The sequence below is a fragment of the Leisingera sp. SS27 genome (assembly GCF_028368855.1).
GTDB lineage: Bacteria > Pseudomonadota > Alphaproteobacteria > Rhodobacterales > Rhodobacteraceae > Leisingera.
The window spans coordinates 351,741-375,789 of the sequence record NZ_JAQNCY010000004.1; the positions used below are offsets into that span (position 1 = coordinate 351,741).

Annotated in this window: 26 protein-coding genes and 1 tRNA gene; 15 read left to right on the plus strand and 12 right to left on the minus strand. The window is 62.6% G+C overall.

What is annotated here, in order from left to right; genetic code table 11:
• Positions 1 to 3: 3 nt before the first annotated feature.
• Complete coding sequence (locus N6L27_RS11815; RefSeq protein WP_271907486.1) at positions 4 to 1,101, minus strand: FAD-binding protein; 1,098 nt, start codon at positions 1,099 to 1,101, stop codon at positions 4 to 6.
• Positions 1,102 to 1,150: 49 nt separating this feature from the next.
• A complete protein-coding gene (locus tag N6L27_RS11820; RefSeq protein WP_271907455.1) occupies positions 1,151 to 2,599 on the minus strand; it encodes an FAD-linked oxidase C-terminal domain-containing protein in 1,449 nt (482 codons plus the stop codon).
• A gap of 80 nt (positions 2,600 to 2,679) precedes the next feature.
• Here N6L27_RS11820 and N6L27_RS11825 point away from each other — a divergent pair, with 80 nt between their 5' ends.
• Positions 2,680 to 3,402 carry a DUF599 domain-containing protein gene (locus N6L27_RS11825; protein WP_271907456.1) on the plus strand — a complete coding sequence of 241 codons (723 nt, stop codon included), beginning with the start codon at positions 2,680 to 2,682 and terminating at the stop codon, positions 3,400 to 3,402.
• Between the two features lie 35 nt (positions 3,403 to 3,437).
• Entirely contained in the window at positions 3,438 to 3,794 is a 357-nt protein-coding gene (locus N6L27_RS11830) for a hypothetical protein (RefSeq protein WP_271907487.1), read from the plus strand.
• A 52-nt stretch (positions 3,795 to 3,846) separates the two neighbouring features.
• Here the strand turns inward: N6L27_RS11830 and rlmH are convergent, their stop codons facing one another.
• From rlmH to N6L27_RS11845, 3 genes are all read right to left on the minus strand, one after another.
• Positions 3,847 to 4,317 (minus strand): 23S rRNA (pseudouridine(1915)-N(3))-methyltransferase RlmH, encoded by a 471-nt coding sequence (rlmH, locus tag N6L27_RS11835; RefSeq protein WP_271907457.1) that lies wholly within the window; start codon positions 4,315 to 4,317, stop codon positions 3,847 to 3,849.
• Positions 4,318 to 4,393: 76 nt separating this feature from the next.
• Positions 4,394 to 4,765, minus strand: a complete 372-nt coding sequence (gene rsfS / locus N6L27_RS11840) for a ribosome silencing factor (RefSeq protein WP_271907458.1) — start codon at positions 4,763 to 4,765, stop codon at positions 4,394 to 4,396.
• Between the two features lie 166 nt (positions 4,766 to 4,931).
• On the minus strand, positions 4,932 to 6,308 hold the full coding sequence (locus tag N6L27_RS11845) for a mechanosensitive ion channel family protein (protein WP_271907459.1): 1,377 nt from the start codon (positions 6,306 to 6,308) through the stop codon (positions 4,932 to 4,934).
• A gap of 224 nt (positions 6,309 to 6,532) precedes the next feature.
• On the opposite strand from N6L27_RS11845, the gene N6L27_RS11850 reads away from it, so the two are divergent.
• The 8 genes from N6L27_RS11850 to N6L27_RS11885 all read left to right on the plus strand — a co-directional run bounded on the left by N6L27_RS11850 (position 6,533) and on the right by N6L27_RS11885 (position 12,434).
• Positions 6,533 to 6,631, plus strand: a complete 99-nt coding sequence (locus tag N6L27_RS11850; RefSeq protein WP_226429013.1) for an isopropylmalate isomerase — start codon at positions 6,533 to 6,535, stop codon at positions 6,629 to 6,631.
• A 53-nt stretch (positions 6,632 to 6,684) separates the two neighbouring features.
• Positions 6,685 to 8,088 (plus strand): 3-isopropylmalate dehydratase large subunit, encoded by a 1,404-nt coding sequence (gene leuC / locus N6L27_RS11855; protein WP_271907460.1) that lies wholly within the window; start codon positions 6,685 to 6,687, stop codon positions 8,086 to 8,088.
• A gap of 12 nt (positions 8,089 to 8,100) precedes the next feature.
• Positions 8,101 to 8,706 carry a 3-isopropylmalate dehydratase small subunit gene (leuD, locus tag N6L27_RS11860; RefSeq protein WP_271907461.1) on the plus strand — a complete coding sequence of 202 codons (606 nt, stop codon included), beginning with the start codon at positions 8,101 to 8,103 and terminating at the stop codon, positions 8,704 to 8,706.
• A 22-nt stretch (positions 8,707 to 8,728) separates the two neighbouring features.
• Positions 8,729 to 8,878, plus strand: a complete 150-nt coding sequence (locus N6L27_RS11865) for a hypothetical protein (RefSeq protein ID WP_271907462.1) — start codon at positions 8,729 to 8,731, stop codon at positions 8,876 to 8,878.
• Positions 8,879 to 9,078: 200 nt separating this feature from the next.
• Positions 9,079 to 9,915: a hypothetical protein gene (locus N6L27_RS11870; RefSeq protein ID WP_271907463.1), complete on the plus strand. Its 837-nt coding sequence runs from the start codon at positions 9,079 to 9,081 to the stop codon at positions 9,913 to 9,915.
• Positions 9,912 to 10,955, plus strand: a complete 1,044-nt coding sequence (locus N6L27_RS11875) for an endonuclease/exonuclease/phosphatase family protein (RefSeq protein WP_271907464.1) — start codon at positions 9,912 to 9,914, stop codon at positions 10,953 to 10,955. The genes N6L27_RS11870 and N6L27_RS11875 overlap by 4 nt, the downstream gene beginning before the upstream one ends.
• Positions 10,956 to 11,079: 124 nt before the next feature.
• Positions 11,080 to 12,183, plus strand: a complete 1,104-nt coding sequence (leuB, locus tag N6L27_RS11880) for a 3-isopropylmalate dehydrogenase (protein WP_271907465.1) — start codon at positions 11,080 to 11,082, stop codon at positions 12,181 to 12,183.
• A 174-nt stretch (positions 12,184 to 12,357) separates the two neighbouring features.
• A tRNA-Pro gene (locus N6L27_RS11885) sits at positions 12,358 to 12,434 on the plus strand.
• 558 nt (positions 12,435 to 12,992) lie between these two features.
• Here N6L27_RS11885 and N6L27_RS11890 read toward each other — a convergent pair.
• Together N6L27_RS11890 and N6L27_RS11895 are read right to left on the minus strand one after the other, a co-directional pair.
• Positions 12,993 to 13,616: a hypothetical protein gene (locus N6L27_RS11890; RefSeq protein WP_271907466.1), complete on the minus strand. Its 624-nt coding sequence runs from the start codon at positions 13,614 to 13,616 to the stop codon at positions 12,993 to 12,995.
• A gap of 98 nt (positions 13,617 to 13,714) precedes the next feature.
• Positions 13,715 to 13,909, minus strand: a complete 195-nt coding sequence (locus tag N6L27_RS11895; RefSeq protein WP_271907467.1) for a SlyX family protein — start codon at positions 13,907 to 13,909, stop codon at positions 13,715 to 13,717.
• A gap of 197 nt (positions 13,910 to 14,106) precedes the next feature.
• On the opposite strand from N6L27_RS11895, the gene hisS reads away from it, so the two are divergent.
• The 3 genes from hisS to hisG are packed head-to-tail and all read left to right on the plus strand — an operon-like array spanning position 14,107 to position 17,380.
• Positions 14,107 to 15,594 carry a histidine--tRNA ligase gene (gene hisS / locus N6L27_RS11900; RefSeq protein WP_271907468.1) on the plus strand — a complete coding sequence of 496 codons (1,488 nt, stop codon included), beginning with the start codon at positions 14,107 to 14,109 and terminating at the stop codon, positions 15,592 to 15,594.
• A gap of 2 nt (positions 15,595 to 15,596) precedes the next feature.
• Complete coding sequence (locus tag N6L27_RS11905; protein WP_271907469.1) at positions 15,597 to 16,685, plus strand: ATP phosphoribosyltransferase regulatory subunit; 1,089 nt, start codon at positions 15,597 to 15,599, stop codon at positions 16,683 to 16,685.
• Complete coding sequence (gene hisG / locus N6L27_RS11910; RefSeq protein WP_271907470.1) at positions 16,682 to 17,380, plus strand: ATP phosphoribosyltransferase; 699 nt, start codon at positions 16,682 to 16,684, stop codon at positions 17,378 to 17,380. The genes N6L27_RS11905 and hisG overlap by 4 nt, the downstream gene beginning before the upstream one ends.
• A 225-nt stretch (positions 17,381 to 17,605) precedes the next feature.
• Here the strand turns inward: hisG and N6L27_RS11915 are convergent, their stop codons facing one another.
• On the minus strand, positions 17,606 to 18,037 hold the full coding sequence (locus N6L27_RS11915) for a DUF1489 family protein (protein ID WP_271907471.1): 432 nt from the start codon (positions 18,035 to 18,037) through the stop codon (positions 17,606 to 17,608).
• 194 nt (positions 18,038 to 18,231) lie between these two features.
• Between N6L27_RS11915 and N6L27_RS11920 the strand changes: the two genes are divergently transcribed.
• A complete protein-coding gene (locus N6L27_RS11920) occupies positions 18,232 to 20,529 on the plus strand; it encodes an adenosylcobalamin-dependent ribonucleoside-diphosphate reductase (RefSeq protein ID WP_271907472.1) in 2,298 nt (765 codons plus the stop codon).
• Between the two features lie 327 nt (positions 20,530 to 20,856).
• The gene (locus tag N6L27_RS11925; protein WP_271907473.1) at positions 20,857 to 21,054 is read left to right on the plus strand and encodes a hypothetical protein; all 198 of its coding nucleotides are present in this window, start codon (positions 20,857 to 20,859) and stop codon (positions 21,052 to 21,054) included.
• A gap of 38 nt (positions 21,055 to 21,092) precedes the next feature.
• Here the strand turns inward: N6L27_RS11925 and N6L27_RS11930 are convergent, their stop codons facing one another.
• The 4 genes from N6L27_RS11930 to N6L27_RS11945 all read right to left on the minus strand — a co-directional run bounded on the left by N6L27_RS11930 (position 21,093) and on the right by N6L27_RS11945 (position 23,542).
• Positions 21,093 to 22,025: an IS5 family transposase gene (locus N6L27_RS11930; protein WP_271907474.1), complete on the minus strand. Its 933-nt coding sequence runs from the start codon at positions 22,023 to 22,025 to the stop codon at positions 21,093 to 21,095.
• 14 nt (positions 22,026 to 22,039) lie between these two features.
• Positions 22,040 to 22,552, minus strand: a complete 513-nt coding sequence (locus N6L27_RS11935) for a hypothetical protein (protein ID WP_271907476.1) — start codon at positions 22,550 to 22,552, stop codon at positions 22,040 to 22,042.
• A gap of 90 nt (positions 22,553 to 22,642) precedes the next feature.
• Positions 22,643 to 22,942: a hypothetical protein gene (locus N6L27_RS11940; protein ID WP_271907478.1), complete on the minus strand. Its 300-nt coding sequence runs from the start codon at positions 22,940 to 22,942 to the stop codon at positions 22,643 to 22,645.
• Positions 22,943 to 23,542 (minus strand): hypothetical protein, encoded by a 600-nt coding sequence (locus N6L27_RS11945; protein ID WP_271907479.1) that lies wholly within the window; start codon positions 23,540 to 23,542, stop codon positions 22,943 to 22,945.
• Positions 23,543 to 24,049: the final 507 nt, after the last annotated feature.

Consider the following 24,049-nt stretch of genomic DNA (forward strand, 5'->3'; position numbering starts at 1 on the left):
GTCTTACCCCATCAGCCCCGGATTAAGAATGCCGCGCGGATCGAATTGCCGCCGCAGCCCGTCGGAAACGGCCGCCAGGGGACCGGGCTGCGGCTGGAACACGCCGAGCCGCGCCCGGGTCTCCTGCGCGGCGCGCACCAGCGTGGCATGGCCCGGCACATTGATCCGGTTTCGCAGCTCCGTCCCAGCGGGGACAAGCGCCCAGATCAGCCCGCCACCCCAGTCGAACTGCAACGCCTCTGCCTCCAGATGCGGCACCAGCTCCACCGCATCCGTGGGCTTAACCGAAATCCTCCAGACATCGCCATCCCGTCCCTGGAAAGCCGCAACATCCCTGATGCCCCGCCACAGGCTTTCTGCATCCTCCTGCACCTCCGCCATGGCAAAGGGCGACAGCAGCTTGACCAGCTCCGCGCTGCGGTAGGCAGCGGAGTCCCGGAACCCCTCCACCCGGATATGCGCCTGATAGGTTTCCGCATCATAGGCCGCGCCGGTCACGTCATAAGGGGAGCCCAGCGCCGCGGACATCGCCCGCACCGCCCCCGGCTGGTCGAGGCCGGTCAGGGTCACGGTGGCGGCGGCTTCAGCCCGCGGCAGCACCTTCAGCGCGACTTCCGTCAGCACCCCTAGGGTGCCATGCGCGCCGCACATCAGCTTGACCAGGTCATAGCCGGTCACGTTTTTCATCACCCGGCCGCCGTTCTTGACCACCTGGCCGGCCCCATCCACGAACCGCACCCCCAGAAGGTGGTCCCGCGCGGCACCTGCTTGGATCCGCCGGGGGCCAGAGACATTGGCGGCAATCACGCCACCGATGGTCGGCGCGCCGTCTGTGCCCAAAAGCCCGCGGTGGTCCATCGGCTCAACCGCCAGCCGCTGGTTTTCCTTGGCCAGCAGCGCCTCCACCTCGGCCACCGGGGTGCCTGCCCTGACCACCAGTGTCAGCGCTCCGGGCTCATACAGCTCCACCCCGGACACCCCCCGGGTGCTCAGAACTTCCCCGTCCACCGCCAGCCCGCGGGTGCCGCCGCCTTGGATACACAGCGGCCCGCTTGCGCCTGCAATGGCCTCGGCCAGCTCGGCCTCGCTCCCTGGTGTCATCATTTTCATCTTTCCGGAAATACTCTGGGGGTTTGGGGGCTCGCCCCCATCACTCGGCAGCCAACGCGACGGCCCGGCGGCCTTCGGTCACAGACAGCGGGAACACCTTGGCGGGGTTCAGGAGCCACTTGGGGTCAAACACATCCTTGACCTTCAGCTGCGCCTCCAGATCCGCCGCGCTGTACTGGTGCAGCATCAGGTCGCGTTTCTCGATCCCCACGCCATGCTCACCGGTCAGGCAGCCGCCGGCCTCAACGCAGAGCTTCAGGATCTCGGCACCAAAGGCTTCGCAGGTTTCCAGATCGCCGGGCTTGTTGGCATCAAACAGGATCAAGGGGTGCATATTGCCGTCGCCCGCGTGGAACACATTGGCCACGTCCAGCCCGAACTCCTTGCTCATCTCACCAATCCGGCGCAGCACAAAGGGCAGTGAGGACACCGGGATGGTCCCGTCCAGGCACATGTAATCGTTGATCTGGCCCATGGCGCCAAAAGCTGACTTGCGGCCCAGCCAGATGCGCGCGGCTTCATCGGCATCGCCCGCCTCGCGCAGCTCCACCGGGTTGTGGGAGCGGGCGATCTCCGTAATCAGCCCCAGCTGGTGATCGATTTCCGCTTCGCTGCCCTCGACCTCGATGATCAGCAGCGCCTCGCACATCGGGTAACCCGCCTTGGCAAAGGCCTCGCAGGCCTCAATGCAGGGGCGGTCCATGAATTCAATGGCCACCGGAAGCACGCCTGCCTTGATAATGTCCGATACGCAGGCGCCGGCCACCTCGTTGCTGTCGTAGCCGATCAGAACGGGACGCGCGCCTTCAGGTTTGCGCAGAATGCGCAGGGTGGCCTCTGTCACCACCCCCAGCTGCCCCTCGCTGCCGCAGATCACGCCCAAGAGGTCCAGCCCGCCCGCATCCAGATGCGCGCCGCCGATCTCCGCCACGGTGCCGTCCATCATCACCATGGTGACGCCCAGCAGGTTGTTGGTCGTGACCCCGTATTTCAGGCAATGCGCCCCGCCGGAGTTCATTGCAATATTGCCGGCAATGGCGCAGGCCAGCTGCGAGGACGGATCCGGCGCATAGAAGAATTCCTCTTCCTCCACTGCACCGGAGACGCTCAGATTGGTGCGCCCGGTCTGCACCCGGATGATGCGGTTCTCAAAATCCGTCTCCAGCACCTCATTCATCCGCGCCACACCCAGTATGACGCAATCCGCCGTCGGCAGCGCCCCGCCCGCCAGCGAGGTCCCGGCTCCGCGCGGAACCACCGGCACGCCCTCGTCGTGGCAAATCCGCAGCACGTCAGAGACTTCCTGGGTGCTGCGCGGCAGCACCGCCAGCAAAGGCGGGCATCTGTAGGCAGTGAGCGCGTCGCATTCGTATGCGCGCGTCTCTGCCTCCTCCTGTATCACCGCATCCGCGGGCAGCACGGCAAGCAGACGCTCTGCAAGCCGCGCCTTGCGGGCCAGAATGGCGGGGTTCGGGGATGGCATCTCCATCGGGCTCTCCTCTTTGGTAAGATAATATTACCAATTTGCCCGCTCTGGCAAGTCCCGGATCGCCGCGGTAGGGTCAGCCCATGATCTGGACCACCCGCTTTGCACAATTTTCCTACTTCGACCTCGCCGCTGTGACCCTGCTGATTGCAGGCTGGCTGTGGATCGGCTGGCGGATCGAAAACCCGCCCTCGGGGCGGCCTTCGGTGTCCTTGCTGATGGAGGATTTCCGGCGCGACTGGATGAAGCGGATGGTGGAGCGCGACCCGCGGATCTTTGACGCCCAGCTGGCCGGCAACCTGCGCCAGGCCACCGCCTTCTTTGCCTCTGCCGCGATGATCGCCATCGGCGGCGGGCTGGCGCTGATCGGCAATACCGAGCAACTGGCAGGTGTTGCCGAAGACCTGATCCAGGACAGCGCCCCGGCCTTCGTCTGGGAGGTCAAGATCCTGGTGGTGCTTCTGCTTTTGTCCAATGCCTTTCTGAAATTTGTCTGGTCGCATCGGCTGTTCGGCTATTGCGCGGTGCTGATGGCAGCGGTGCCCAACGATCCCGCCCACGATCTCGCCTACCCCCGCGCCGCGCAGGCGGCGGAAATCAGCATCACCGCCGCGCGCAGCTTCAACCGCGGCATGCGGTCAACCTATTTCGCGCTGGCCGCCGTGGCCTGGCTGGCGGGCGCCCTGCCGTTGGGCGCGGCGGCACTGATCACCATTGCCGTGCTGTACCGGCGCGAGTTTGCCTCCAACTCCCGCCGGATCCTGCAGCGCATCCCGCCCGAAAGCAGCGGGGACACGGTTTCGTGACCGCGCTGCAGTCTCTGCAAAGCTATGGTGCGGGCATGAAACACCTGCTTCTGACCTGCGCACTCAGCACTGCCGCTCTGCCCGCCCTTGCGGATGAACCGGTGATAGAGAACGCCACCGCCCGCCAATCCGGCGGCAGCTGGACCTTCAGCGTCACCCTGTCCCACCCGGATACCGGATGGGAGCATTACGCCGATGGCTGGCGGGTGCTGGACATGGACGGGAATGAATTGGGCCTGCGGGTGCTGGCCCATCCGCACGAGCATGAGCAGCCCTTCACCCGGTCCCTCGGCGGCGTGAAGGTCCCGGAGGGAATAACCCGGGTGCAGATCCAGGCCCGCTGCCTGGTGGACGGCTGGGGCCAGGACACCTACGTCCTCACCCTGCCCTGACCATCTTCTTTGAAAAGATACTCCCGCCGGAGCCATGCGACATAAGGCGCCTTCAGACCCGGTGGTAGGGACTGCCCGCCAGGATGGTCGCAGCGCGGTAGATCTGCTCCGCCAGCATCACCCGCACCAGCATATGCGGCCAGACCATCTTGCCGAAGGAAATCGAGAAATCGGCCTCGGCCCGCAACGAAGGGTCGATCCCGTCCGCGCCGCCGATGATCAGCGCCAGGTCCTGACGGCCGCTGTCACGCCAGCCGGCCAGCTTGTCCGCAAAATCGGGGGAGGAGAGCAGCTTGCCGCGCTCGTCCAGGGTGCAGATCACCGCGCCCTTGGGCAGCGCCTTGCGCAGCAAAACGGCCTCCGCCGCCATGCCTGCATTTTTCTTGTCCTCGATCTCCACCACCCGCGCAGGCCCCAGACCCAGCGCGCGGCCGGTCCGGTCGAACCGGGTCAGGTAATCGTCGATGAGGGATTTTTCCGGGCCTGAGCGCAGACGCCCGGCCGCACAGATATGCAGACGCATGTCAGTCCTGACTTTAGCGGGCCTGAAGCACTCCGGCCCGCACGCTTGCGCGGGCCTGCATCAAATCAGACTTGGATCAGCTCTCCGCGGCCGGTGCTTCCGCGGTGCCTGCGGGTATCCACATCTTCTCGAGCTGGTAGAACTCGCGCACTTCCGGGCGGAAGATATGGACGATCACATCACCGGAATCGATCAGCACCCAGTCGCCGGCATCCTTGCCTTCGACCTTGCAGCTGATCCGGTATTCCTGCTTGAGCCGGTCGGTCAGCTTTTCCGCCATCGCAGCGACCTGACGGGTGGAGCGGCCCGAGGCCAGCACCATGTAATCGCCGATAGAGGTCTTGCCGCGCAGGTCGATCTGCACAACATCTTCGGCTTTGTCATCGCTGAGTGAGGAGAGAATCCGCTCCAGCAGCTGTTCGCTGGTGGGCTGGGACTGGGCGGCCATCACGGCTGCCCCATTAACAGCGGCATCCGCCGCTTGAGGTACGGGTGACAGGACATAGTCCTCCTTGCAACGCGCCGCCTAGCCCCGGCGCCGGGCCTGTTAATAATGTAGCAACCGGGTGGTAAATTTTCAATGAAACCCGCCCCGGCGATGCAAGCCCTGTGCTTTATCCGTCATCGCCGCCGGGTGCAACCCTCACCGGCAGCGGGTCGTTCAGCATGCGCACCTCGCGCTGCGGGAACGGGATAGAGATGCCCTGATCCTGGAACGCATCCCACAGCGCCAGATAGACATTGCCGCGGATATTGGTCAGGCCGCCTGTGGGATCGTCGATCCAGAACCGCAGCACATAATCGACGCTGCTGTCGCCAAAGCCGGTGATGTGGCAGACCGGCTTCTTGCTGCCGTACTGCAGCACCCGCTGGACGCTGGACGCGGCCTCAATCGCGATTTTGCGGACCTGGTGAGGGTCGTCGCCATAGCCGGTGCCGAAGGTCAGATCCAGTCGCACATATTTGTCGGAGTGCGACCAGTTCACCACCTGGGTGGTGATCAGGTCCTCGTTCGGGATCAGGTATTCACGCCCGTCGCGGGTCACGACGGAGACATAGCGCGCGCCCAGCGCATTGATCCAGCCGAAGGTGTCACCGAGGCTGATCACATCCCCCGGCTTGATCGATTTATCCAGCAGGATGATCAGGCCAGACACCAGATTCGACACCACCTTCTGCAGGCCAAAGCCCAGACCCACGCCGATAGCGCCGGACAGCACCGCCAGGCCAGTGAGGTCGATGCCGATCGCCTTGAGCCCGATAAAGAAGGCGCCGCCGAACAGCAGGATCTGCGCCAGCTTTGCGCCCAATACCTGCATCGACGGGGAGATGTCGGAATTGGCACGGATCCGGTTCGCCGCCACCTGCGAGATCACGCGCGCCAGTGTGAGCATCACACCCAGGATCACCACCGCCTGAACCACCAGATACAGCGAAATCCGGAGATCGCCGAAGTCGATGGCGACGCCGTCCAGCAGATGTATCGCCTCTTCGGTGATGCCCAGAATGCGCAGGGTGATCCATGTCCAGGCCCCGTATTTCACAAGGTTGCGCAACAGCGGGTTGCCGACCAGCCGGGTGGCAAAGGCGACGATCAGCCAGGCCAGGGACAGGTTTGCCACCACGCCCAGCAGGCGTGACCGGCTGGGCCAGGTCACCTCCTGCATGATCAGGACAACCATCCAGATCAGCAGCACAAACAGGATGCCCCGGATCCGCTTGTGCACCACCAGCCCGGCCCGGATCCGCCAGCGCGGCCAGCCTTCGCGTGCGCGCAGCCAGTCATGAAAAGCGCTCTTCACCGGCCGCGCGATCAATGCGGCAAGCACAAAGACCGCCAGCACGATCCCCGCCTGATAGGCGTTCCAGGGCCTCAGCAGCAGCTCAACGCCCTGCGCCGCCAGCGCCCACAACTGCTGGCCAAGCTCCAGCGCCTCGGCGGTGCTTTCGGCAATCGCGTCCCTGGGTGGTGTCTGCTCTTCCGGCTCCATCGCGCGCCCCCTTTTTTCTGCCAGTGTGCCGCCGGGATGCGCCCGGATCAAGGCAGGAGCGGTCCTGCCCGGCTCTCCCGCCGGCAGGAAAAGGCACCGGCCGGTGCACAAGGGGTGTACAGGGGGTGCACGCCGGGTGCCGCGCGGTCTGAGCGGGGCGGGCTTTCTGTTCCGCCCTTAGAACGAATCTTGATTGCCGGCCCGCCGGGATGTATCTGACAGCCATGACCCTCGTATTGGCGCAAAAGATCGAACTGCAAGACCGCGCGCGGCTGCGCGAACGGTTCTTTGGCGCCGCCCGCACGGTCCTGGCGCGCCTATAAGGTGCTTGCCCAGCCCAAAGCCAGCATACCCAATACATCACGGGAGAGGACCCATGTCCCCCAAGACACTCTATGACAAGATCTGGGATGCGCATGTTGCGCATGAAGCAGAGGACGGCACCAGCCTGCTCTATATCGACCGCCACCTGGTCCACGAAGTGACCAGCCCGCAGGCGTTCGAAGGCCTGCGCATGGCCGGCCGCAAGGTGCACGCGCCCGAGAAGACCATCGCGGTGCCGGACCACAACGTGCCGACCACGCTCGACCGCGCCAAGGGCATCGAGAATGAGGAAAGCCGCATCCAGGTCGAGGCGCTCGACAAGAACGCCCGCGAATTCGGGGTGCACTACTACCCGGTGGATGACATCCGCCAGGGCATCGTGCACATCGTCGGCCCGGAACAGGGCTGGACCCTGCCCGGCATGACCGTGGTCTGCGGCGACAGCCACACCGCCACTCATGGTGCGTTTGGCGCATTGGCGCATGGCATCGGCACCTCCGAGGTGGAACACGTGCTGGCGACCCAGACGCTGATCCAGAAGAAGTCCAAGAACATGAAGGTGGAGATCACCGGAAAGCTGAAGCCGGGTGTGACCGCCAAGGACATCACCCTGGCCGTGATCGGCGAGACCGGCACCGCCGGCGGCACCGGCTATGTCATCGAATACTGCGGCGAAGCAATCCGCGATCTGTCGATGGAAGGCCGCATGACCGTCTGCAACATGGCAATCGAAGGCGGCGCCCGTGCCGGCCTGATCGCGCCGGACGAGACCACCTTTGAATATGTCAAAGGCCGCCCGCACGCCCCCAAGGGCGCCCAGTGGGAAGCGGCGCTGAACTGGTGGAAGACGCTTTACACCGACGAAGGCGCGCATTTCGACAAGGTGATCACCCTCAAAGGGGAAGACATCCAGCCGGTCGTGACCTGGGGCACCTCGCCCGAAGACGTGCTGCCGATCACCGGCGTCGTCCCTGCGCCCGAAGACTTTGAGGGCGGCAAGGTCGAGGCGGCGCGGCGCTCGATCGAGTACATGGGCCTGACCCCCGGCCAGAAGCTGACCGATATCGAGATCGACACCGTATTCATCGGTTCCTGCACCAACGGCCGCATCGAAGATCTGCGCGCCGTGGCCAAAGTGGTGAAGGGCAAGAAGATCAAGGACGGCATGCGCGCCATGATCGTTCCGGGTTCCGGCCTGGTGCGGGCGCAAGCCGAGGAAGAAGGCCTGGCCGAGATCTTTGAAGCCGCCGGTTTCGAGTGGCGCCTTGCGGGCTGCTCCATGTGCCTGGCGATGAACCCCGACCAGCTGGCCCCGGAAGAGCGTTGCGCCGCAACCTCGAACCGGAACTTTGAAGGCCGCCAGGGCTACAAGGGCCGCACCCATCTGGTGTCCCCCGCCATGGCTGCCGCCGCTGCCCTGACCGGCAAGCTGACCGACGTGCGCGAGCTGATGTAAGGAGCCAGAAGCATGGAAAAATTCACCAAGATCCAAGGCGTCGCGGCCCCCATGCCGCTGGTTAACATCGACACCGACATGATCATTCCGAAGGTGTTCCTGAAGTCGATCCAGCGCACCGGGTTCGGCAAGAACCTGTTTGACGAGATGCGCTATAACCGCGACGGCACCGAGATCGAGGATTTCGTGCTGAACAAACCGCAGTACCGCAGCGCCGAGATCCTGATCGCGGGCGACAACTTCGGCTGCGGCTCCTCGCGCGAGCATGCGCCCTGGGCGATTGCCGACTTCGGAATCAAGTGCATCGTGTCGACCTCCTTTGCCGACATCTTCTTCAACAACAGCTTCAAGAACGGCATCCTGCCGATCGTGCTGCCGCAGGAGCAGGTCGATGTGCTGATGAAGGACGCGGAAAAGGGTGCCAACGCCCGTATGACCGTGGACCTGGAAGCGCAGGAGATCACCACTTCCGACGGCGAAGTGATCAGCTTCGAGGTGGACGCCTTCAAGAAGCATTGCCTGCTGAACGGTCTGGACGACATCGGCCTGACCATGGAAAAGGCCGACTCGATCAAGTCCTTCGAGGACAAGGCCGCGCAAGAGCGTCCCTGGGTCTGATCCCCGCCGGACTGCCGGAACATTGGAAGCCGCCCTGCCTTGGGGCGGTTTTCTTTTTGCGCGCCAGATTCGCGCCGCAATTCTGCCGCAATTGCGTAGCGGCACCCTGCTTGTGCACCTGATGATCAGGCACACAGCATCTGGTGGCAAGGCCGCCAACACCCTCAAATAGAACTGAAAGCCTGATGCAATCCCGCACCAGTGCGGCAGGGAAAGTGGCCATGCATCAGCCGCGACCTCTTGAGCGGAAAGCTGCCAGCCGGGCACAATGGGGCAAAAATGAGGCAGAGCGCCCCGGACCACTTCACGGGGGGCTTCAAATCCGGACGCAAGAGGCCAAACGCCCGCGCTGGTTTGAAGGGAATGAAAGACGTGTTTGCACGTATCACAGGCGCGGCGTTCCGCGGCATACTGGTGGCCATGCTGTTTGCGATGCCGACGCTGATTCTGCCGGCATCCGCCACCCAGTCGCCGGAAATCATCCTGTTTCTTGCTCTCTTGGGCTGCGCCCTTGCCTTCAGCGAGTACGCCTCCCACTTTCCAAGCTTCGTTGAGTTCCGCAATGCCCCGCCCATCAACCGCATGCGTTTTGCCGCAGCCGCCGCCACCGTCGGCGCGCTCAGCCTGCTGGCGGCGCACCCGGTGGCGCCAACAGGGCTGACCGCCCTGGTGCAGCAGCTGGGCAGCTGGCTTGGCGGCCACCTCGGCTTTGCCTATTCACCGGTGCAAATGACGGTTCTGATGATGCCGCCGCAGATACCGGAAGCGGTTGTGCTGATGGTGCGTGATGCTGCCGGGCTTGCCGCTGCTATTGCAGCTTCAGCCATCGCCATATTTGCGCTGGTCATCCGGGTCGGCCACTGGCCGGTGGGCAACGGCGCCTTCAATGTTTGGGTCAACCTGCCCCTGTTCGACCCCACAACCGGCGGAGACGTGGTGCAGCGCCTGCAGCGCGACGGCCGTGTCAATATTGCAGGCGGCGCGCTTTTGCCCTTTGCATTGCCCGCCGCAGTCAAACTTGCCTCCGGTCTTGTGGATCCGGGCATTCTGGCATCTCCGCACATGCTGATCTGGGTGGTCAGCGCCTGGGCGCTGGTGCCTGCTTCAATGATCATGCGGGGTATGGCGATGCTGCGCATTGCCGGGCTGATTGCCCTGAAACGGCGCGCAGCCAGTCTCGGCGCGGACGAGACCCTGCAAACTGCATGAAACAGCTGGCAGCGGGTCTCCTTTTGATCCTGGCCGCCGGAACCGGCTGGGCAGACACGCTGCGGATCGCCACTTTCAACACGGAACTGTCGCGCGGCGGGCCGGGCCTGCTGCTGCGCGATATCAGTCGTGGCAACGATCCGCAGGTTGATGCTGTGGTGGACGTGATCGCCGCCGCGCAGCCGGATGTTCTGGCTCTGCAAGGCATCGACTGGGACCACGAAGGCAAGGCGCTGGCAGCACTGGCCATGCGGCTGGCCGGCCAAGGGCTGGACTACCCCTACCGCATATCCCTGAAACCCAATTCCGGCCTGCCGCCGCCTGCCCCGCTGGACATGGACGGCAATGGAAAGACCGGAGAGCCGCGAGACAACCAGGGCTATGGCCGGTTCCGCGGTCAGGGCGGCATTGCGCTGCTGTCGCGGCTGCCGGCGGATCATGAAAGCATCCGCGACTTCTCTTCCCTTCTTTGGCAGGACCTCCCGGGCGCCCTGCTGCCGCAACACCCGGATGGCAGACCCTTCCCCTCAGCCGAAGCGCAGGCTGTCCAGCGCCTGTCCGCAACAGCTCACTGGCTGGTGCCCCTGCTGCTGCCAGACGGCCGCCGCCTGAATATGATGACCTTCCACGCCACACCGCCGCTGTTTGACGGGCCGGAAGACCGCAATGGCAGACGCAACCACGATGAAATCCACCTGTGGCAAATGCTGCTGGACGGCGCTATCGGGCCTGCACCCGAACCTCCCTTTGTGATCGCCGGCGATGCCAACCTAGACCCGGAGCTCGGCGAAGGCCGCAAACAAGCCATACGCAACCTTTTGGCCGACCCGCGGCTTCAGGATGCACGCCCGCAAAGTCCCCGGGGCGGCACAGCCACTGTGGAGTGGCAAAGCGCAGGACGCATGCGGGTGGACTATGTGCTGCCTTCCGCCGGCCTTACCGTGACCGCAAGCGGCGTGGTGTGGCCGGACGGCCAGGATACTCCCGCAGCAACCGCCAGCCGCCACCGGCTGGTCTGGGTGGATTTGCTGCTGGACTGACCCGCCTTCCACAACTTCGTTGCGCAGGCAAATCCTCATCTTACCCCTTTATTTCCAAGGGCCGTTATTGACCCTGCCCCGCTGTCCCGCTACGCCCTTGCCAGCTGTTTTTTTGGAGGATCCCATGCCCAACCCATCGATTCTGATTCTGCCCGGCGACGGCATCGGCCCCGAGGTCATGGCCGAGGTGCGCAAGATCATCTCCTGGTTCGGGGATAAGCGCGGCCTGGAGTTCGATGTGAGCGAGGATCTGGTGGGCGGTGCGGCCTATGACAAGCATGGCAAGCCGCTCGCGGATGAGACCATGGCCAAGGCGCAGGAAGTCGACGCGGTTCTCCTGGGCGCAGTCGGCGGCCCGGCCTATGACGACCTGGATTTCTCGGTGAAACCCGAACGCGGCCTGCTGCGCCTGCGCAAGGAAATGGACCTTTACTCCAACCTGCGCCCGGCGCAGTGCTTTGACGCGCTGGCGGATTTCTCCTCGCTGAAGAAGGACATCGTCGCAGGCCTCGACATCATGATCGTGCGCGAACTGACCTCGGGCGTCTACTTCGGCGAGCCGCGCGGCATCTTCGAGGAAGGCAACGAACGCGTCGGCATCAACACCCAGCGCTACACCGAGAGCGAGATCGAGCGTGCCGCCCGTTCCGCGTTTGAGCTGGCGATGCGCCGGGGCAAGAAGGTCTGCTCGATGGAGAAGGCCAACGTGATGGAATCCGGCATCCTGTGGCGCGAGGTTGTGACCCGCGTGGCAGCTGATTACCCCGAGGTCGAGCTGTCCCACATGTACGCCGACAACGGCGCCATGCAGCTGGTGCGTGCGCCCAAGCAGTTTGACGTCATCCTGACCGACAACCTGTTCGGCGATATCCTGTCCGACTGCGCCGCGATGCTGACCGGCTCGCTTGGCATGCTGCCCTCCGCTTCGCTCGGCGCGCCGATGGAAAACGGCCGGCCCAAAGCGCTGTATGAGCCCGTGCACGGCTCCGCCCCCGACATCGCAGGCCAGGGCAAGGCCAACCCGATCGCCTGTATCCTGAGCTTTGCCATGGCGCTGCGCTACAGCTTCGACCAGGGCGCCGAGGCCGACCGGCTGGAAGCCGCGGTCGAGAAGGTTCTGGCCGACGGTGTGCGCACCGCGGACCTTCTGGCAAGCGAAGGCGTAGAACCGGTTTCCACCAGCCAGATGGGCGACGCTGTTGTAGCGGCTCTGGATGCAAGCCTCTGATTTCCGGATACTAATCTGAAATCAGCACAAGCCCCGCCCGGCCGCCGGAGCGGGGCTTTTTCGTGCTTGATAAGCCGCGGCCTGCTGGGCCGAAAAGATTTCCCGAAAACCGCATCTTTCTGAGGAATCGCCCTTGTCAAACCCCGCGCCCTGGGCTATTTCGCCCTCCACGGTCGGAGTGTAGCTCAGCCTGGTAGAGCACTGTCTTCGGGAGGCAGGGGTCGGAGGTTCGAATCCTCTCACTCCGACCAATAAAACAAGGCGCCCTAGGGCGCCTTTTTTGTTTTCCAACACTTCACCGCAACGTTTCAATCGCACTTTGGGAACCTCCAGCTCATACACGACTACCGAGAAGCTTGAGGACATCAGGCTTGCCGTTTGCCTGGCTAAGTCGTCACCTGCCAGCCGCTTCCTTCCGGCCTCCAGGAACTCATACGGCGAGGAATTGTACAAGCTCGTGGCAATCCCTTCGCGACGGCAGGGTCCGGCGATGCCCTCCTCTGCCCGCAAACCCTCCAGCACAATGCGGATCTTCCCCTCCGCCGAATGGTGCTTGCGCGTCTTGCAGCGAATGTCTTTGACAGGCCGCTCAGCCGCAGGCTGATCGCTGGTTCCAGCTTTCCGTCTTACCTTCGCGCATTGGCGGTTCTGATACGCCAGAAATCTTCTGTTATGCTAATCCATCGATCAGGCCAAAAGGCGCTGGTATCAGACACACTGTTGAAGTCGTGCAGATGGGCCCGCAACAATTGCCCCGAACACCCCGTTAGGACGCCATCCCACGGGCCCCCGCAGGCCCTTTGCTGACGTTACGCCTCCTTCGGCACCGGAAGCTTGACGACGTCTTTCAGCAGGCGGATGGCTTCCTTCATTTCCAGCCGCAGGGTTTTCACCACTTTCTTCAGCAGTCCCTTCACCTTCTTCACACCACCCAGAATCGCCGTCAGTTCCTTGATCCAGCCGAAGATGATCTGCAGCACCGAAGCAAAGCGGTTCAGGATCATCAGTGCTGTGTCGAGCACGCCGATCTGCTCCCAGATCTCCTGCACCCAGCCCCAGACCTGGCGGAACATCTCAACGTATTTGCGGATCACGGTTTTCAGGACTTTGACCAGGCGGGAGCGGTCGGTGTTTTTGCGGATGGTGTCGAGGATGCGCTGGCCTAGTTTGACCATGGTCTTCAGCAGCTGCTCTACCCGGTCCAGCAGATTGAGCACCGTCTGCCCGGCGGAGGTGACCTGCGAGACCGCCTTCTTGCCGGCGGTTTTGGCGATGGTCTTGGCCGATGTGAGCATCTTCTTCATGAACTTGCGCAGCGGCATCAGCAGCGAGCGGACGCGCTTCCAGACCTTCTTGAGGTAGAAGATCACCCGCGTATGGAACTTTTCGATGCCTCTTTCGACGAATTCCACCGGGTCGTTGGACGGTGCCATGGCCGTGTCCCCCAATCACGTGTCACTGAATACCTGAGTTACAGCCTGCGCGGGGCGGCCGTTTGGATCAAGGAAAACCGTGGCTTCCGGGCTGTGGATCAGTAATGCGGCGGGCGTTCGTCGGCGAAGACCACGCCGCCGGTGCCTTCCTGTTCCCGGGTGGCTTCACGCTGCATCAGCATGGCGACGCGGCGGGTCAGAACGTCGATTTCCTGCTGCTGGCGGGCGATCACGTCGCTCATCTCCTCCACGCTGCGGATCAGATGGGCGATTTGCTCTTCCAAATGCTGCATGGTTCACACCTTTGATTGCCGATGCGCCTAGATAGGCGCTTTCGCGAGGCGCGTCCATCATCAAGCCGCGCGCATTCTCATAACGGGAATTACGGGAGAAAGGACGCAGGCGCTGGACCCTTCGCAGCCTTGCCGCGCGGGGCTGCTTCCGTTAGACCGCCACGCGAGTGAAACCGCTACCCGTGAGGAGGCCGCAGATGGCCAAAGTGAAGAAACAGCCCCGTCCCAAGGCGCAAACGCCGAAGGGGTTCCGTGACTATTTCGGTGCGGAGGTGACCCAGCGCAGCGAGATGCTGCGGGCCATCGCGGGTGTGTATCATCATTACGGGTTTGAGGCGCTGGAGTCTTCGGCGGTGGAAACCGTTGAGGCGCTCGGCAAATTCCTTCCCGATGTGGACCGCCCGAACGAGGGCGTGTTTGCCTGGCAGGAGACGGAAGAGGACGGCAATGGTGACTGGATGGCGCTGCGCTATGACCTGACGGCGCCCTTGGCACGGGTCTATGCGCAGCACCGCAATGACCTGCCGACGCCCTACCGCCGTTACGCGATGGGACCGGTCTGGCGCAACGAGAAGCCGGGCCCGGGCCGCTTCCGCCAGTTCTACCAGTGCGATGCGGATACCGTGGGGACCGCCTCGTTGGCGGCGGATGCAGAGATCTGCGCGATGCTGTCCGACACGCTGGAGACCGTCGGCATTCCGCGCGGCGATTATCTGGTGCGGGTGAACAACCGCAAGGTTCTGAACGGGGTGCTGGAGGCCATGGGCCTTGGCGACGGCGACACCAAGCGCGACGACGTGCTGCGCACAATCGACAAGTTCGACAAAGTGGGCGAGGCCGGCGTGCGCGAGCTGCTGACCAAAGGCCGCCTGGATGCCTCCGGCGCCTTCATTGACGGGGTTGGCCTCAGCGGTGATCAGGCAGCGCCGGTGCTGGCCTTCCTGACCTCCAAAGCAGCGGATGCGGCAGGCACCATTGCCAACCTGCGCGCCGCAGTGGGTGACAGCAAGGTTGGCCAGGAGGGCATTGCCGAGTTGGAGCAGATTGGCGAGCTGCTGGCCGCGGGCGGCTACGGCAAGGACCGGATCGAGATCGACCCCTCCGTCGTGCGCGGGCTTGGTTATTACACCGGGCCAGTGTTCGAGGCAGAGCTGACCTTTGAGATTTTGGACGAGAAGGGCCGCAAGCGGCAGTTCGGTTCGGTTTCGGGCGGCGGTCGTTACGACGGGCTGGTCAAGCGCTTTACCGGCCAGGAAGTGCCTGCAGTGGGTGTCTCGGTCGGCGTGGACCGGTTGCTGGCGGCGCTGCACGCCAAGGGTCGGCTGAGCGCCGAGGCCACCGGGCCGGTGGTTGTGACCGTGATGGACCGGGACCGGATGGCGGATTACCAGGCTATGGTGGCGGAGCTGCGCAACGCAGGCATCCGGGCCGAGGTTTATCTGGGCAACCCCAAGAACTTCGGCAACCAGCTGAAGTATGCGGACAAGCGGAACTCTCCCGTGGCGGTGATCGAAGGCGGCGACGAGAAGGCGAACGGCGTGGTGCAGATCAAGGACCTGATCCTGGGTGCAAAGATCGCCGAAAGCGCCACGCTGGAGGAGTGGAAGGAACGCCCCAGCCAGTTCGAGGTGCCGCGCAGCGAGCTGGTCGCCAAGGTGCGTGAAATCCTGGATGGGCAGGTCTGATCATGACGCTGCGTTCTGACATTCAGGCCCGCGCCGCCCAGCTGCGGGTCCGCTTTGAGGCCGCTGGCGGACAGGTGGTGGATACGCCATTGCTGCAGCCTGCCGGCACCTTGCTGGATCTTTACGGTGAAGACATCCGTGCCCGTGCCTATGTGACCACCGATGCCTTGCGCGGCGAGCAGATGCTGCGCCCGGACTTCACTGTGCCTGTGGTGGAGGCGCATATGCGCCATGGGGCGGAGCCTGCACGCTATACATACTCGGGCGAGGTGTTCCGGCGTCAGGAGTTGGATCCAGACCGGCCCAACGAGTATCTGCAGGTCGGCTATGAGGTGTTCGAGCGCGACGATGCGGCGGCGGCGGACGCGGAAGTGTTTTCGCTGTTCGCACTGCAGGTGCGCGGGCTGCCTTTGCGGGCCGCAACCGGCGATATCGGCATCCTGATGGCGGCGGTCGAGGGGTTGAACACCACGGACAAGCGCAAAACGGCGCTGATGCGCCACATCTGGCGGCCGCGCCGGTTCCGCTCCTTGCTGGACCGGTTTGCCGGCCGCAGCCCTGTGCCGGAGAGCCGCAGGAAACTGCTGTCGACTGAGGGCGACCTGACCGGTTCCGCCGTGGAGATCGGCAAGCGCCGCGCGACAGAGGTGCAGGCGCGGGTGGAGGCGCTGCGTGCAGATGCCAAGGAGCCGCCGATCGCCGAAAACGAACTGCTGGCGCTGGAAGCACTGATGGCGGTGCGCGAGACGGTGCCCTTTGCCACCGAGCAGATGCGCGACATCGCGGTGGACCTGCCTCAGATCAATCCCGCGCTGGACCGGCTGGACGCGCGCACTGCGGCGATGAAGGCGCGCGGCGTGGATGTTGACAACCTCGATTTCGAAGCTTCCTACGGGCGCACCTCGATGGAGTATTACGACGGGTTTGTCTTTGGTTTCTATGCCGAGGCCCGGCCCGATCTGCCGCCTGTGGCCAGCGGCGGGCGCTATGATGCGCTGACCCGCCAGCTGGGTGACGGCGAGGAAATCCCGGCGGTGGGAGGCGTGTTGCGTCCCGACCTGATGCTGCAGCTTGAGGAGGCGCGCAAATGACCCTGAAGCTGGGAGTGCCGTCCAAGGGGCGGCTGATGGAAAAGACCTTTGACTGGTTTGCCAAACGCGGCGTGACGCTGTCGCGTACCGGGTCGGACAGGGAATATGCCGGCGCGGTCGAAGGCGTGTCGAATATGGAGCTGGTGCTGCTGTCGGCAGGCGAGATCCCGCGTGAACTGGCGGCGGGGCGGATCCATCTGGGTGTCACCGGTACCGATCTGGTGCAGGAGAAGCTGCCGCGGTTCGAGCAGCAGGTGGAGGGTCTGGCGGAGATGGGTTTCGGCCATGCCGATCTGATCCTGGCGGTGCCGCAGTTCTGGATCGATGTGGACACGCTGGATGACCTCGACGCGGCCGCATCTGCATTCCGCACGGCGCATGGCCACCGGCTGCGGATTGCCACCAAATACCACCGGCTGGTGCGTGAGTTTCTGACCGATGCCGGAGTGTCGGATTACCAGCTGGTCGACAGCCAGGGTGCGACCGAGGGCACGGTGAAGAACGAGACCGCCGAGATGGTGGCCGACATCACATCCACCGGCGAGACGCTGCGGGCCAACCACCTGAAGCTCCTGAATGACGGGCTGGTGCTGAAATCGCAGGCAACCCTGTGGCGCAGCCGGGTGGCGAAGTACGGCGTGGATGAAAAGGCCGCGCTGAACACGCTGCTGGATCTTCTGGAACACCGCAGCTAAGCGATGACACCCGCGCGTCAGTGCGGGCCATGCCCAACGCCTTAAAGGCATCTATGGATGCTTGCAAAGGAGGCGGGAGGGCTTCTTCTTGGTTACGGATTATACCGCCTGCCGGTGCGCTCCCGCCCGGGGCTGGAAGCATCCGAGATACTTCCGCCCCGGTTGGGCCGTGCGCCGGGCTGACGCCCGGCGCTGGCGAGGCTGCCGCGGGGGGAGCGGACGGCCTCAGATAACCCCGATTTCCGCCAGTGCCTGTGACAGTTCCAGTGGCAGCGGATCTTCCTGGCTTTTGCCTGCAGGCAGGTCAGCAGGAGAGTCTTCAGCTTTCAGGTAGCGCCAGCCCTGGAACGGGCGCTTCGGCGCCGTGTGGGTGCGGTGCAGTTCCGGGGCCAGTATGATGGCGCAACGCCGGATGCCGTCCTCGCCGATAACCTCATCCAGCCGCAGAACCCGCTGGCGGCACTGTATCAGCCCCTTGATGACCCAGTAGATCGAGCCACCGTTCAAAATCTCGGCCTCGCGCTTGGGCCACATCCGAGTGACGTGGCGGGGAAGGCCCTCCGGCAGTTCCGCACGGCGCATTTCCTGCCAGGCCATCAGGCTTTCGACGCTTTCGGTGCCGACCGAAAGCTTCACGAGATTCACGCGCTTATCCACAGGTTCCCCACAGAGTCGTCCAGAGCTTTGACAGTATATAGTAGTTTACGGATCCCTGACTTCAAGGTATTGTGTTTCTCCACGCATTTGCTGCAAGTAAGCCTTAACAAAAAATGGATTCGCCACGGTGCCCTGAAAAAGCAGCCGCAGCGGAGCCGTTTTTAGGAAGCCCAAACGAGCCGAAGGACCGACACATGAGCCGCTTTGCCGCCCCCATCGCCGAGCAGATCTGGGATATGAAATACCGTTTCAAGCAGGCCGATGGCGCGCCGATCGACGTGACCGTCGAAGACACCTGGCGGCGCATCGCGCGTGACCTGGCGCGGGCGGAAAAGAAACCGGACGTGTGGGAAGAGAAGTTCTATGGCGCGCTGGAGGACTTCAAATACCTGCCCGCAGGCCGGATCACTGCAGGCGCCGGCACCGCGCGCCAGGTGACGCTGTTCAACTGCTTTGTGATGGGCACCGTGCCGGATAGCATGTCGGGCATCTTCGACATGCTGAAAGAGGCTGCGCTGACCATGCAGCAGGGTGGCGGCATCGGCTATGACTTCTCCACCATCCGGCCGCGGGGCGCCGATGTGAAGGGCGTGGCGGCGGATGCCTCCGGCCCGCTGTCCTTCATGGACGTCTGGGACGCGATGTGCCGCACCATCATGTCCGCAGGCAGCCGCCGCGGTGCGATGATGGCAACCATGCGCTGCGACCATCCGGATATCGAGGCCTTCATTACCGCCAAATCCGACTCTGCCCGCCTGCGCATGTTCAACATGTCGGTGCTGGTCACCGATGACTTCATGGATGCGGTGAAATCCGACGGCTCCTGGGAGCTGCAGTTCGACGGCAAGGTCTATCACACCGTCGAAGCGCGCGATCTGTGGAACAAGATCATGCAGGCGACCTATGATTACGCCGAGCCGGGCGTGATCTTCATCGACCGCATCAACAAGGCCAACAACCTCAACTACATCGAGAACATCTGCGCCACCAACCCCTGCGGCGAGCAGCCTCTGCCGCCTTATGGCGCCTGCCTCTTGGGCTCGATCAACATGGCGCGGCTGGTAGCCAATCCGTTTGAGAGCGACGCGCAGCTGGACCAGGCTGCAATGCAGGAACTGGTCGCCACTGCCGTACGGATGATGGATAACGTTGTCGACGTCTCCAAGTTTCCGCTGGAGGCACAGGCACAGGAAGCAAAAAACAAGCGCCGGATTGGCCTGGGCGTGACCGGCTTGGCCGATGCGCTCTTGATGCTGGGTCTGGAATACGGCTCCGACGAGGCGGCGCGTCAGACCGACGAATGGCTGCACGCGATCGCCCGCGCCGCCTATCTGGCGTCGGTGGACCTGGCCAAGGAAAAAGGCGCCTTCCCGCTGTTTGACGCCGAGAAGTACCTCAACTCCGGAAACATGCTGAACATGGATGAGGACGTGCGCGGCGCGATCCGCGAGCACGGCATCCGCAACGCGCTGCTGACCTCCATCGCGCCGACCGGCACCATTTCGCTTTATGCGGGCAACGTGTCCTCGGGGATCGAGCCGGTGTTTGCCTATGCTTATACCCGCAAGGTGCTGCAAAAGGACGGTTCGCGCACCGAGGAGGAAGTGGTCGACTATGCGGTGCAGATGTATCGCGAGAAATTCGGCGCAGACGCCAAGCTGCCCGATTACTTCGTCAACGCCCAGACGCTGAGCCCCGCAGCCCACGTCAAGATGCAGGCGGCGGCACAGAAATGGATCGACTCCTCGATTTCCAAGACCATCAACTGCCCGGAAGACATTTCCTTTGATGACTTCAAGGATGTCTACATGCAGGCCTGGGACCAGGGCTGCAAAGGCTGCACCACCTACCGTCCGAACGACGTGACCGGATCGGTGCTGTCGGTGAGCGAGAGCGCCGACACAGCTCCCGGCGAAACCGCGCAGGCGCCGCACGAAAGCGGTTTGGGTGAAGACGGGGCCGAAGTCGTCTATATGTCCGAACCGCTGGACCGCCCGCAGAGCCTCGAGGGACATACCTACAAGCTGAAATGGCCGGACAGCGAGCACGCGATCTACCTCACCATCAACGACATCATCATCAACGGCCACCGCCGCCCGTTCGAAGTGTTCATCAACTCAAAGAACATGGAGCATTACGCCTGGACGCTGGCGCTGACCCGGATGATCTCGGCTGTGTTCCGCCGCGGCGGCGACGTGTCCTTTGTCGTCGAGGAGCTGAAAGCGGTGTTCGATCCGCGTGGCGGCGCCTGGGTGCAGGGCAAGTACATCCCCTCGATTCTGGCGGCCATCGGAGGTGTGATCGAGACCCACATGGTCAAGACCGGCTTCCTTGAAGGCGAGGGCATGGGGTTGAAATCCGACCCGCAGGCGCAAGTGGTGAACCTGAACGCCCCGCGCGGCAAGGCCTGCCCCAGCTGCGGCCAGTTTGACATGCAAATGGTCGAAGGCTGCATGACCTGCCGCAGCTGCGGCCATTCGAAGTGCGGCTGAGCCAAGCTGTTAGATGTTTTGTCGGTGTCGGACCCATGAAATAAATGCCATTGATGGGGGTTTTCTGCCATTCCGACACGAGGTTTTTTCCACCGGCCGATCTTCGGCCGGTGGTTCTGTTTTAAAACAATGGCTTAGGTGATTGTTACGTTGTACCTGTTGCGGGGACACGTTTCCCCCTTGGTAATCAGCGCCACTTGTTGACTGAAATGGCCGTATTGAGCAGGAGTGAAGCTCAAACCTGGCCAGGTTCTTTCCTTCATTTCCCCGAACGCACCGTGTGCAATCGGGTGCCAGACGGCGCGGCGCGCCGGGAAAGGGCCAGCTATGTCCAAGATCAAGTTCATCGAAGCAGAGTTCCACAATGCCGACAAAGACCGGCGGGCAATACGACAGCGCCTGGAACGGTTCCTGAAAACACGCCGCGCGCTCGAACGCGGTATCGTGCCTCCGGACCCTGAGGATCGTGATGACCGCCTTCGGTGGGAAACCGAATTGATGCGGATCGGTGGCGTTGTTGCGTAACTTGTTTTGAGGACGAGCTTCCCCTTTCCGCGGCGGATTTATCCATCACACACGATCTCAGCGGTGCCGAGGGCCGAGAAGCGGTTCATGAGAGCGATGCGGATGTGGATTTCGGCGGTTTGTCTGTCTGGGCCCCTCGCCATGATGCGTTCGCCGAATGCCTTGAGGCATAGCATTTTGGCCTCCACGCGACTTCGGATGTGATAACCACTCCATCGTTTCCACAGCTCCCTGCCGAAGCGTTGCGAAGCGCGCAGTATCTCGTTGCGCGCCTTGGCGGCGGGGCCGTCCTCTTTCCACAATCGCCCGTTGCGCCGTACCGGAATGATTGCTTCTGCATCTCGGGCAATGATGGCGGCGTGGCACCTGCGAGTATCATAAGCGCCATCAGCGGTCACGGTGCCGATCTGCTCGTCTTCGGGGATCTGCTCCAGCAGGTCCGGCAGGACAGGGCTGTCGCCGTCCCGGCTGGGCGTGAACTCGACCGCCCGGATGTCGGATGTGGTGGTGTCCAGGGCCAAATGCACCTTGCGCCATTGACGCCTGCGGCTGGCTCCATGCTTGCGGACCTGCCATTCTCCGTCGCCGAGAAACTTGATGCCGGTGCTATCCACCAGCAGGTTCAACGGCCCGTCCGCACGGCGATAAGGTATTTGAACCTTCAAGGTTTTCTGGCGCCGACACAGCGTGCTGAAATCAGGCGCCGGCCAATCAAGTCCCGCCATCTTCAGCAGGCTCGCAACCATACCGGACGTTTGCCGCAATGGCAGGCCGAACAACACCTTCACACTAAGGCAGAACTGGATGGCCGCATCGGAGAAGGTCTCCGGTCGTCCGCGTTTGCCGCATCGCTCGGCGAACCAGGTCATGTCGCGGTCAAACCAGACCAGCAGAGAGCCGCGCTTTCGAAGTGATGCGTTACAGTTGGACCAGTTCGTTGTTCGATAGCGGGAAGAGGCAGGCTTCGGCATGCCGCCGATCTAACCTACGGGATTCGCGAAGTGAATCCTCTACGGCCTTTGTGCAACAACGCCCAAGGCATGTCTCCTTCTTTCAGACGTTCGAAGCGGCCGTATCCTTTTTCGGCCGCAAACTTATGCGCGATAGTTTTAAGGTAGTCAAATTCCTTGGGTGCAACGATAGCATCCCGCTTGGGCAGATCTCGTGAAATATTCTCCACCGCGGCATTGTTTGAGGAGGCAACGACCATTCCATAGCCAGTCAACTCCGGCTTCAGGAGGCTGACTGGCACGGTACTTCCATCCGCGGCCTCAAAGGGGCGATTTTCCTTCAGAAAGGCATCTTGCGCCCCGGCAAAACTGGCCAGAATCTGTGCCCGGGCCACCAGGTTGTCAGCGAGGATATCGCGTAGCAACGTTGTCTTGCCGGTGCCGGGAGGGCCATTCACCGAAAACAAGCCTTCCGTCTCGCGCATTTGGATTGTCTTGTTGATGGCGAATTGCTGCATCAAACTCATGGCATGGGCGGCCTCGCTCATCCAGCGGCCCTGATTAACGTTTTCTGGGGCTAGTGTTGCTAGAAGGTCTTCGCGGCCAGCGTTCCGGTAAAGGTCGGCCCTTTGATCGGCTTATTTGGGTGAAAGATATTCCCGCAGCACAGGCGGCAGTGCGCCGCGAGCGGCAAGCCTGATAGCGAGCTCCAGATCTGAAATGTAGAAGCTGTTCAAGATCCCGATTTCCTGCTCGTCATCGGATTCGGGAACGCGATCCTGTTCGCCTCTATCGGCGATTCCCATCGCGCCCTTGGGCGTGTTTTCACCGGAACGGACATCGGCAGGCCGCTCTTTGCCCAAGTTGATTTCAAGGCATACAAGCGGATTGCTCGAAGCTGGGTGGTATTGGGCCCATGAGGTCAATGACTCAGCCAATTACAGTATCTCCACAGATGTCACTGGGCCGGCCGGCTCGTCACTGTGGAGCCTCCGCAGCATAAAAAACGTGTCCTTCAGGCGTTTGAGATCGGCTTGAAAGGCCGATAGAGAAAGGGTATCCACCCCGACGGTCAGGTTTCGCCCCATGGCCCAGGGCAGCGTTGAAATCTCAACATCTTCGAAATTGATGCGGAAATCTTCGCTTAGGCCAAACCTGGCAAAGCATGTTCGGCCCTCCGGCAGGCCCCGCTCGTCGTTGTCGAAGCCATTGCCATCTGCCGTGCTGGCACATATCTCGCGTGCAACTTCACTGAGATCAGCGATGTCGAAGACACCGGCAAATAGGTGAATGCTGCTGATGCGGTTGCCTTCAGGCGGTCGGAATGCTGCGGCTATTCTCAGTGTGGCTTCGAGATCTTCAGGGTGAAGCCAGAAAACCTTCTTCTGGCCGGGATTTTCGACCCTCTTGGTTAAATCAAAGGGCGTGGAGAACTCAAGCTTGTGCCAAAACTCGAGGATTTCCTGGAAGCGTGAGCACGTCTGCTCCTTTTTCGGCGTATTCAATTGGTGTTTTTTGAGGTCGCGGTCGGCGGGCATTCATTGCGTGACAAGTAGATGAACGGTTGAGCTCTGCAGCCCTTGGGGGTACTTGGGGCTCCGGTGTTTATTATGCCAGACGATGGACGTTGATGGGATTTGGTGATGTGACCGCCCTCTGACGGCATCAATGTGCCTCGGTGGGTCCGCAATGATCCACAGAGGAATGCTCATGTCAGTGATCATCTCTGTAGGGCTCGATCTGGTGAAGAATGTGTCTCAGAGCAGTGGCCCAGTTCAGAATGCGCGTCATGAAAAACTCTTGGTCAGATGGCTCGCCAAAAAAAGGGCAGCGGGCCGGAGGGGTCAGAGGCCGATGTTAATGTCGGCGATTTTCCATTCGCCTGCCGCTGTTTTGTAGAAAACGACGGGGACAGAGGTGATTGAGCTACTCCCCGAAAATCGGACACTGACGTAAGCTACAATTTGCTGTCTGTTGATCTTCGACGCAGAGGAGATCAGAGATGTCGAAACGGAAGAACCATTCGCCTGAGTTCAAGGCCAAGG

Excerpts from the sequence above, each read along its gene's own strand:
- N6L27_RS11815 (WP_271907486.1), bottom strand. The coding sequence starts at position 1,101 with ATGACACCAGGGAGCGAGGCCGAGCTGGCCGAGGCCATTGCAGGCGCA.
- N6L27_RS11820 (WP_271907455.1), bottom strand. The coding sequence starts at position 2,599 with ATGGAGATGCCATCCCCGAACCCCGCCATTCTGGCCCGCAAGGCGCGG.
- N6L27_RS11825 (WP_271907456.1), top strand. The coding sequence starts at position 2,680 with ATGATCTGGACCACCCGCTTTGCACAATTTTCCTACTTCGACCTCGCC.
- N6L27_RS11830 (WP_271907487.1), top strand. The coding sequence starts at position 3,438 with ATGAAACACCTGCTTCTGACCTGCGCACTCAGCACTGCCGCTCTGCCC.
- rlmH (WP_271907457.1), bottom strand. The coding sequence starts at position 4,317 with ATGCGTCTGCATATCTGTGCGGCCGGGCGTCTGCGCTCAGGCCCGGAA.
- rsfS (WP_271907458.1), bottom strand. The coding sequence starts at position 4,765 with ATGGCCGCCCAGTCCCAGCCCACCAGCGAACAGCTGCTGGAGCGGATT.
- N6L27_RS11845 (WP_271907459.1), bottom strand. The coding sequence starts at position 6,308 with ATGGAGCCGGAAGAGCAGACACCACCCAGGGACGCGATTGCCGAAAGC.
- N6L27_RS11850 (WP_226429013.1), top strand. The coding sequence starts at position 6,533 with ATGACCCTCGTATTGGCGCAAAAGATCGAACTGCAAGACCGCGCGCGG.
- leuC (WP_271907460.1), top strand. The coding sequence starts at position 6,685 with ATGTCCCCCAAGACACTCTATGACAAGATCTGGGATGCGCATGTTGCG.
- leuD (WP_271907461.1), top strand. The coding sequence starts at position 8,101 with ATGGAAAAATTCACCAAGATCCAAGGCGTCGCGGCCCCCATGCCGCTG.
- N6L27_RS11875 (WP_271907464.1), top strand. The coding sequence starts at position 9,912 with ATGAAACAGCTGGCAGCGGGTCTCCTTTTGATCCTGGCCGCCGGAACC.
- leuB (WP_271907465.1), top strand. The coding sequence starts at position 11,080 with ATGCCCAACCCATCGATTCTGATTCTGCCCGGCGACGGCATCGGCCCC.
- N6L27_RS11890 (WP_271907466.1), bottom strand. The coding sequence starts at position 13,616 with ATGGCACCGTCCAACGACCCGGTGGAATTCGTCGAAAGAGGCATCGAA.
- N6L27_RS11895 (WP_271907467.1), bottom strand. The coding sequence starts at position 13,909 with ATGCAGCATTTGGAAGAGCAAATCGCCCATCTGATCCGCAGCGTGGAG.
- hisS (WP_271907468.1), top strand. The coding sequence starts at position 14,107 with ATGGCCAAAGTGAAGAAACAGCCCCGTCCCAAGGCGCAAACGCCGAAG.
- N6L27_RS11905 (WP_271907469.1), top strand. The coding sequence starts at position 15,597 with ATGACGCTGCGTTCTGACATTCAGGCCCGCGCCGCCCAGCTGCGGGTC.
- hisG (WP_271907470.1), top strand. The coding sequence starts at position 16,682 with ATGACCCTGAAGCTGGGAGTGCCGTCCAAGGGGCGGCTGATGGAAAAG.
- N6L27_RS11920 (WP_271907472.1), top strand. The coding sequence starts at position 18,232 with ATGAGCCGCTTTGCCGCCCCCATCGCCGAGCAGATCTGGGATATGAAA.
- N6L27_RS11925 (WP_271907473.1), top strand. The coding sequence starts at position 20,857 with ATGTCCAAGATCAAGTTCATCGAAGCAGAGTTCCACAATGCCGACAAA.
- N6L27_RS11930 (WP_271907474.1), bottom strand. The coding sequence starts at position 22,025 with ATGCCGAAGCCTGCCTCTTCCCGCTATCGAACAACGAACTGGTCCAAC.
- N6L27_RS11935 (WP_271907476.1), bottom strand. The coding sequence starts at position 22,552 with ATGAGCGAGGCCGCCCATGCCATGAGTTTGATGCAGCAATTCGCCATC.
- N6L27_RS11945 (WP_271907479.1), bottom strand. The coding sequence starts at position 23,542 with ATGCCCGCCGACCGCGACCTCAAAAAACACCAATTGAATACGCCGAAA.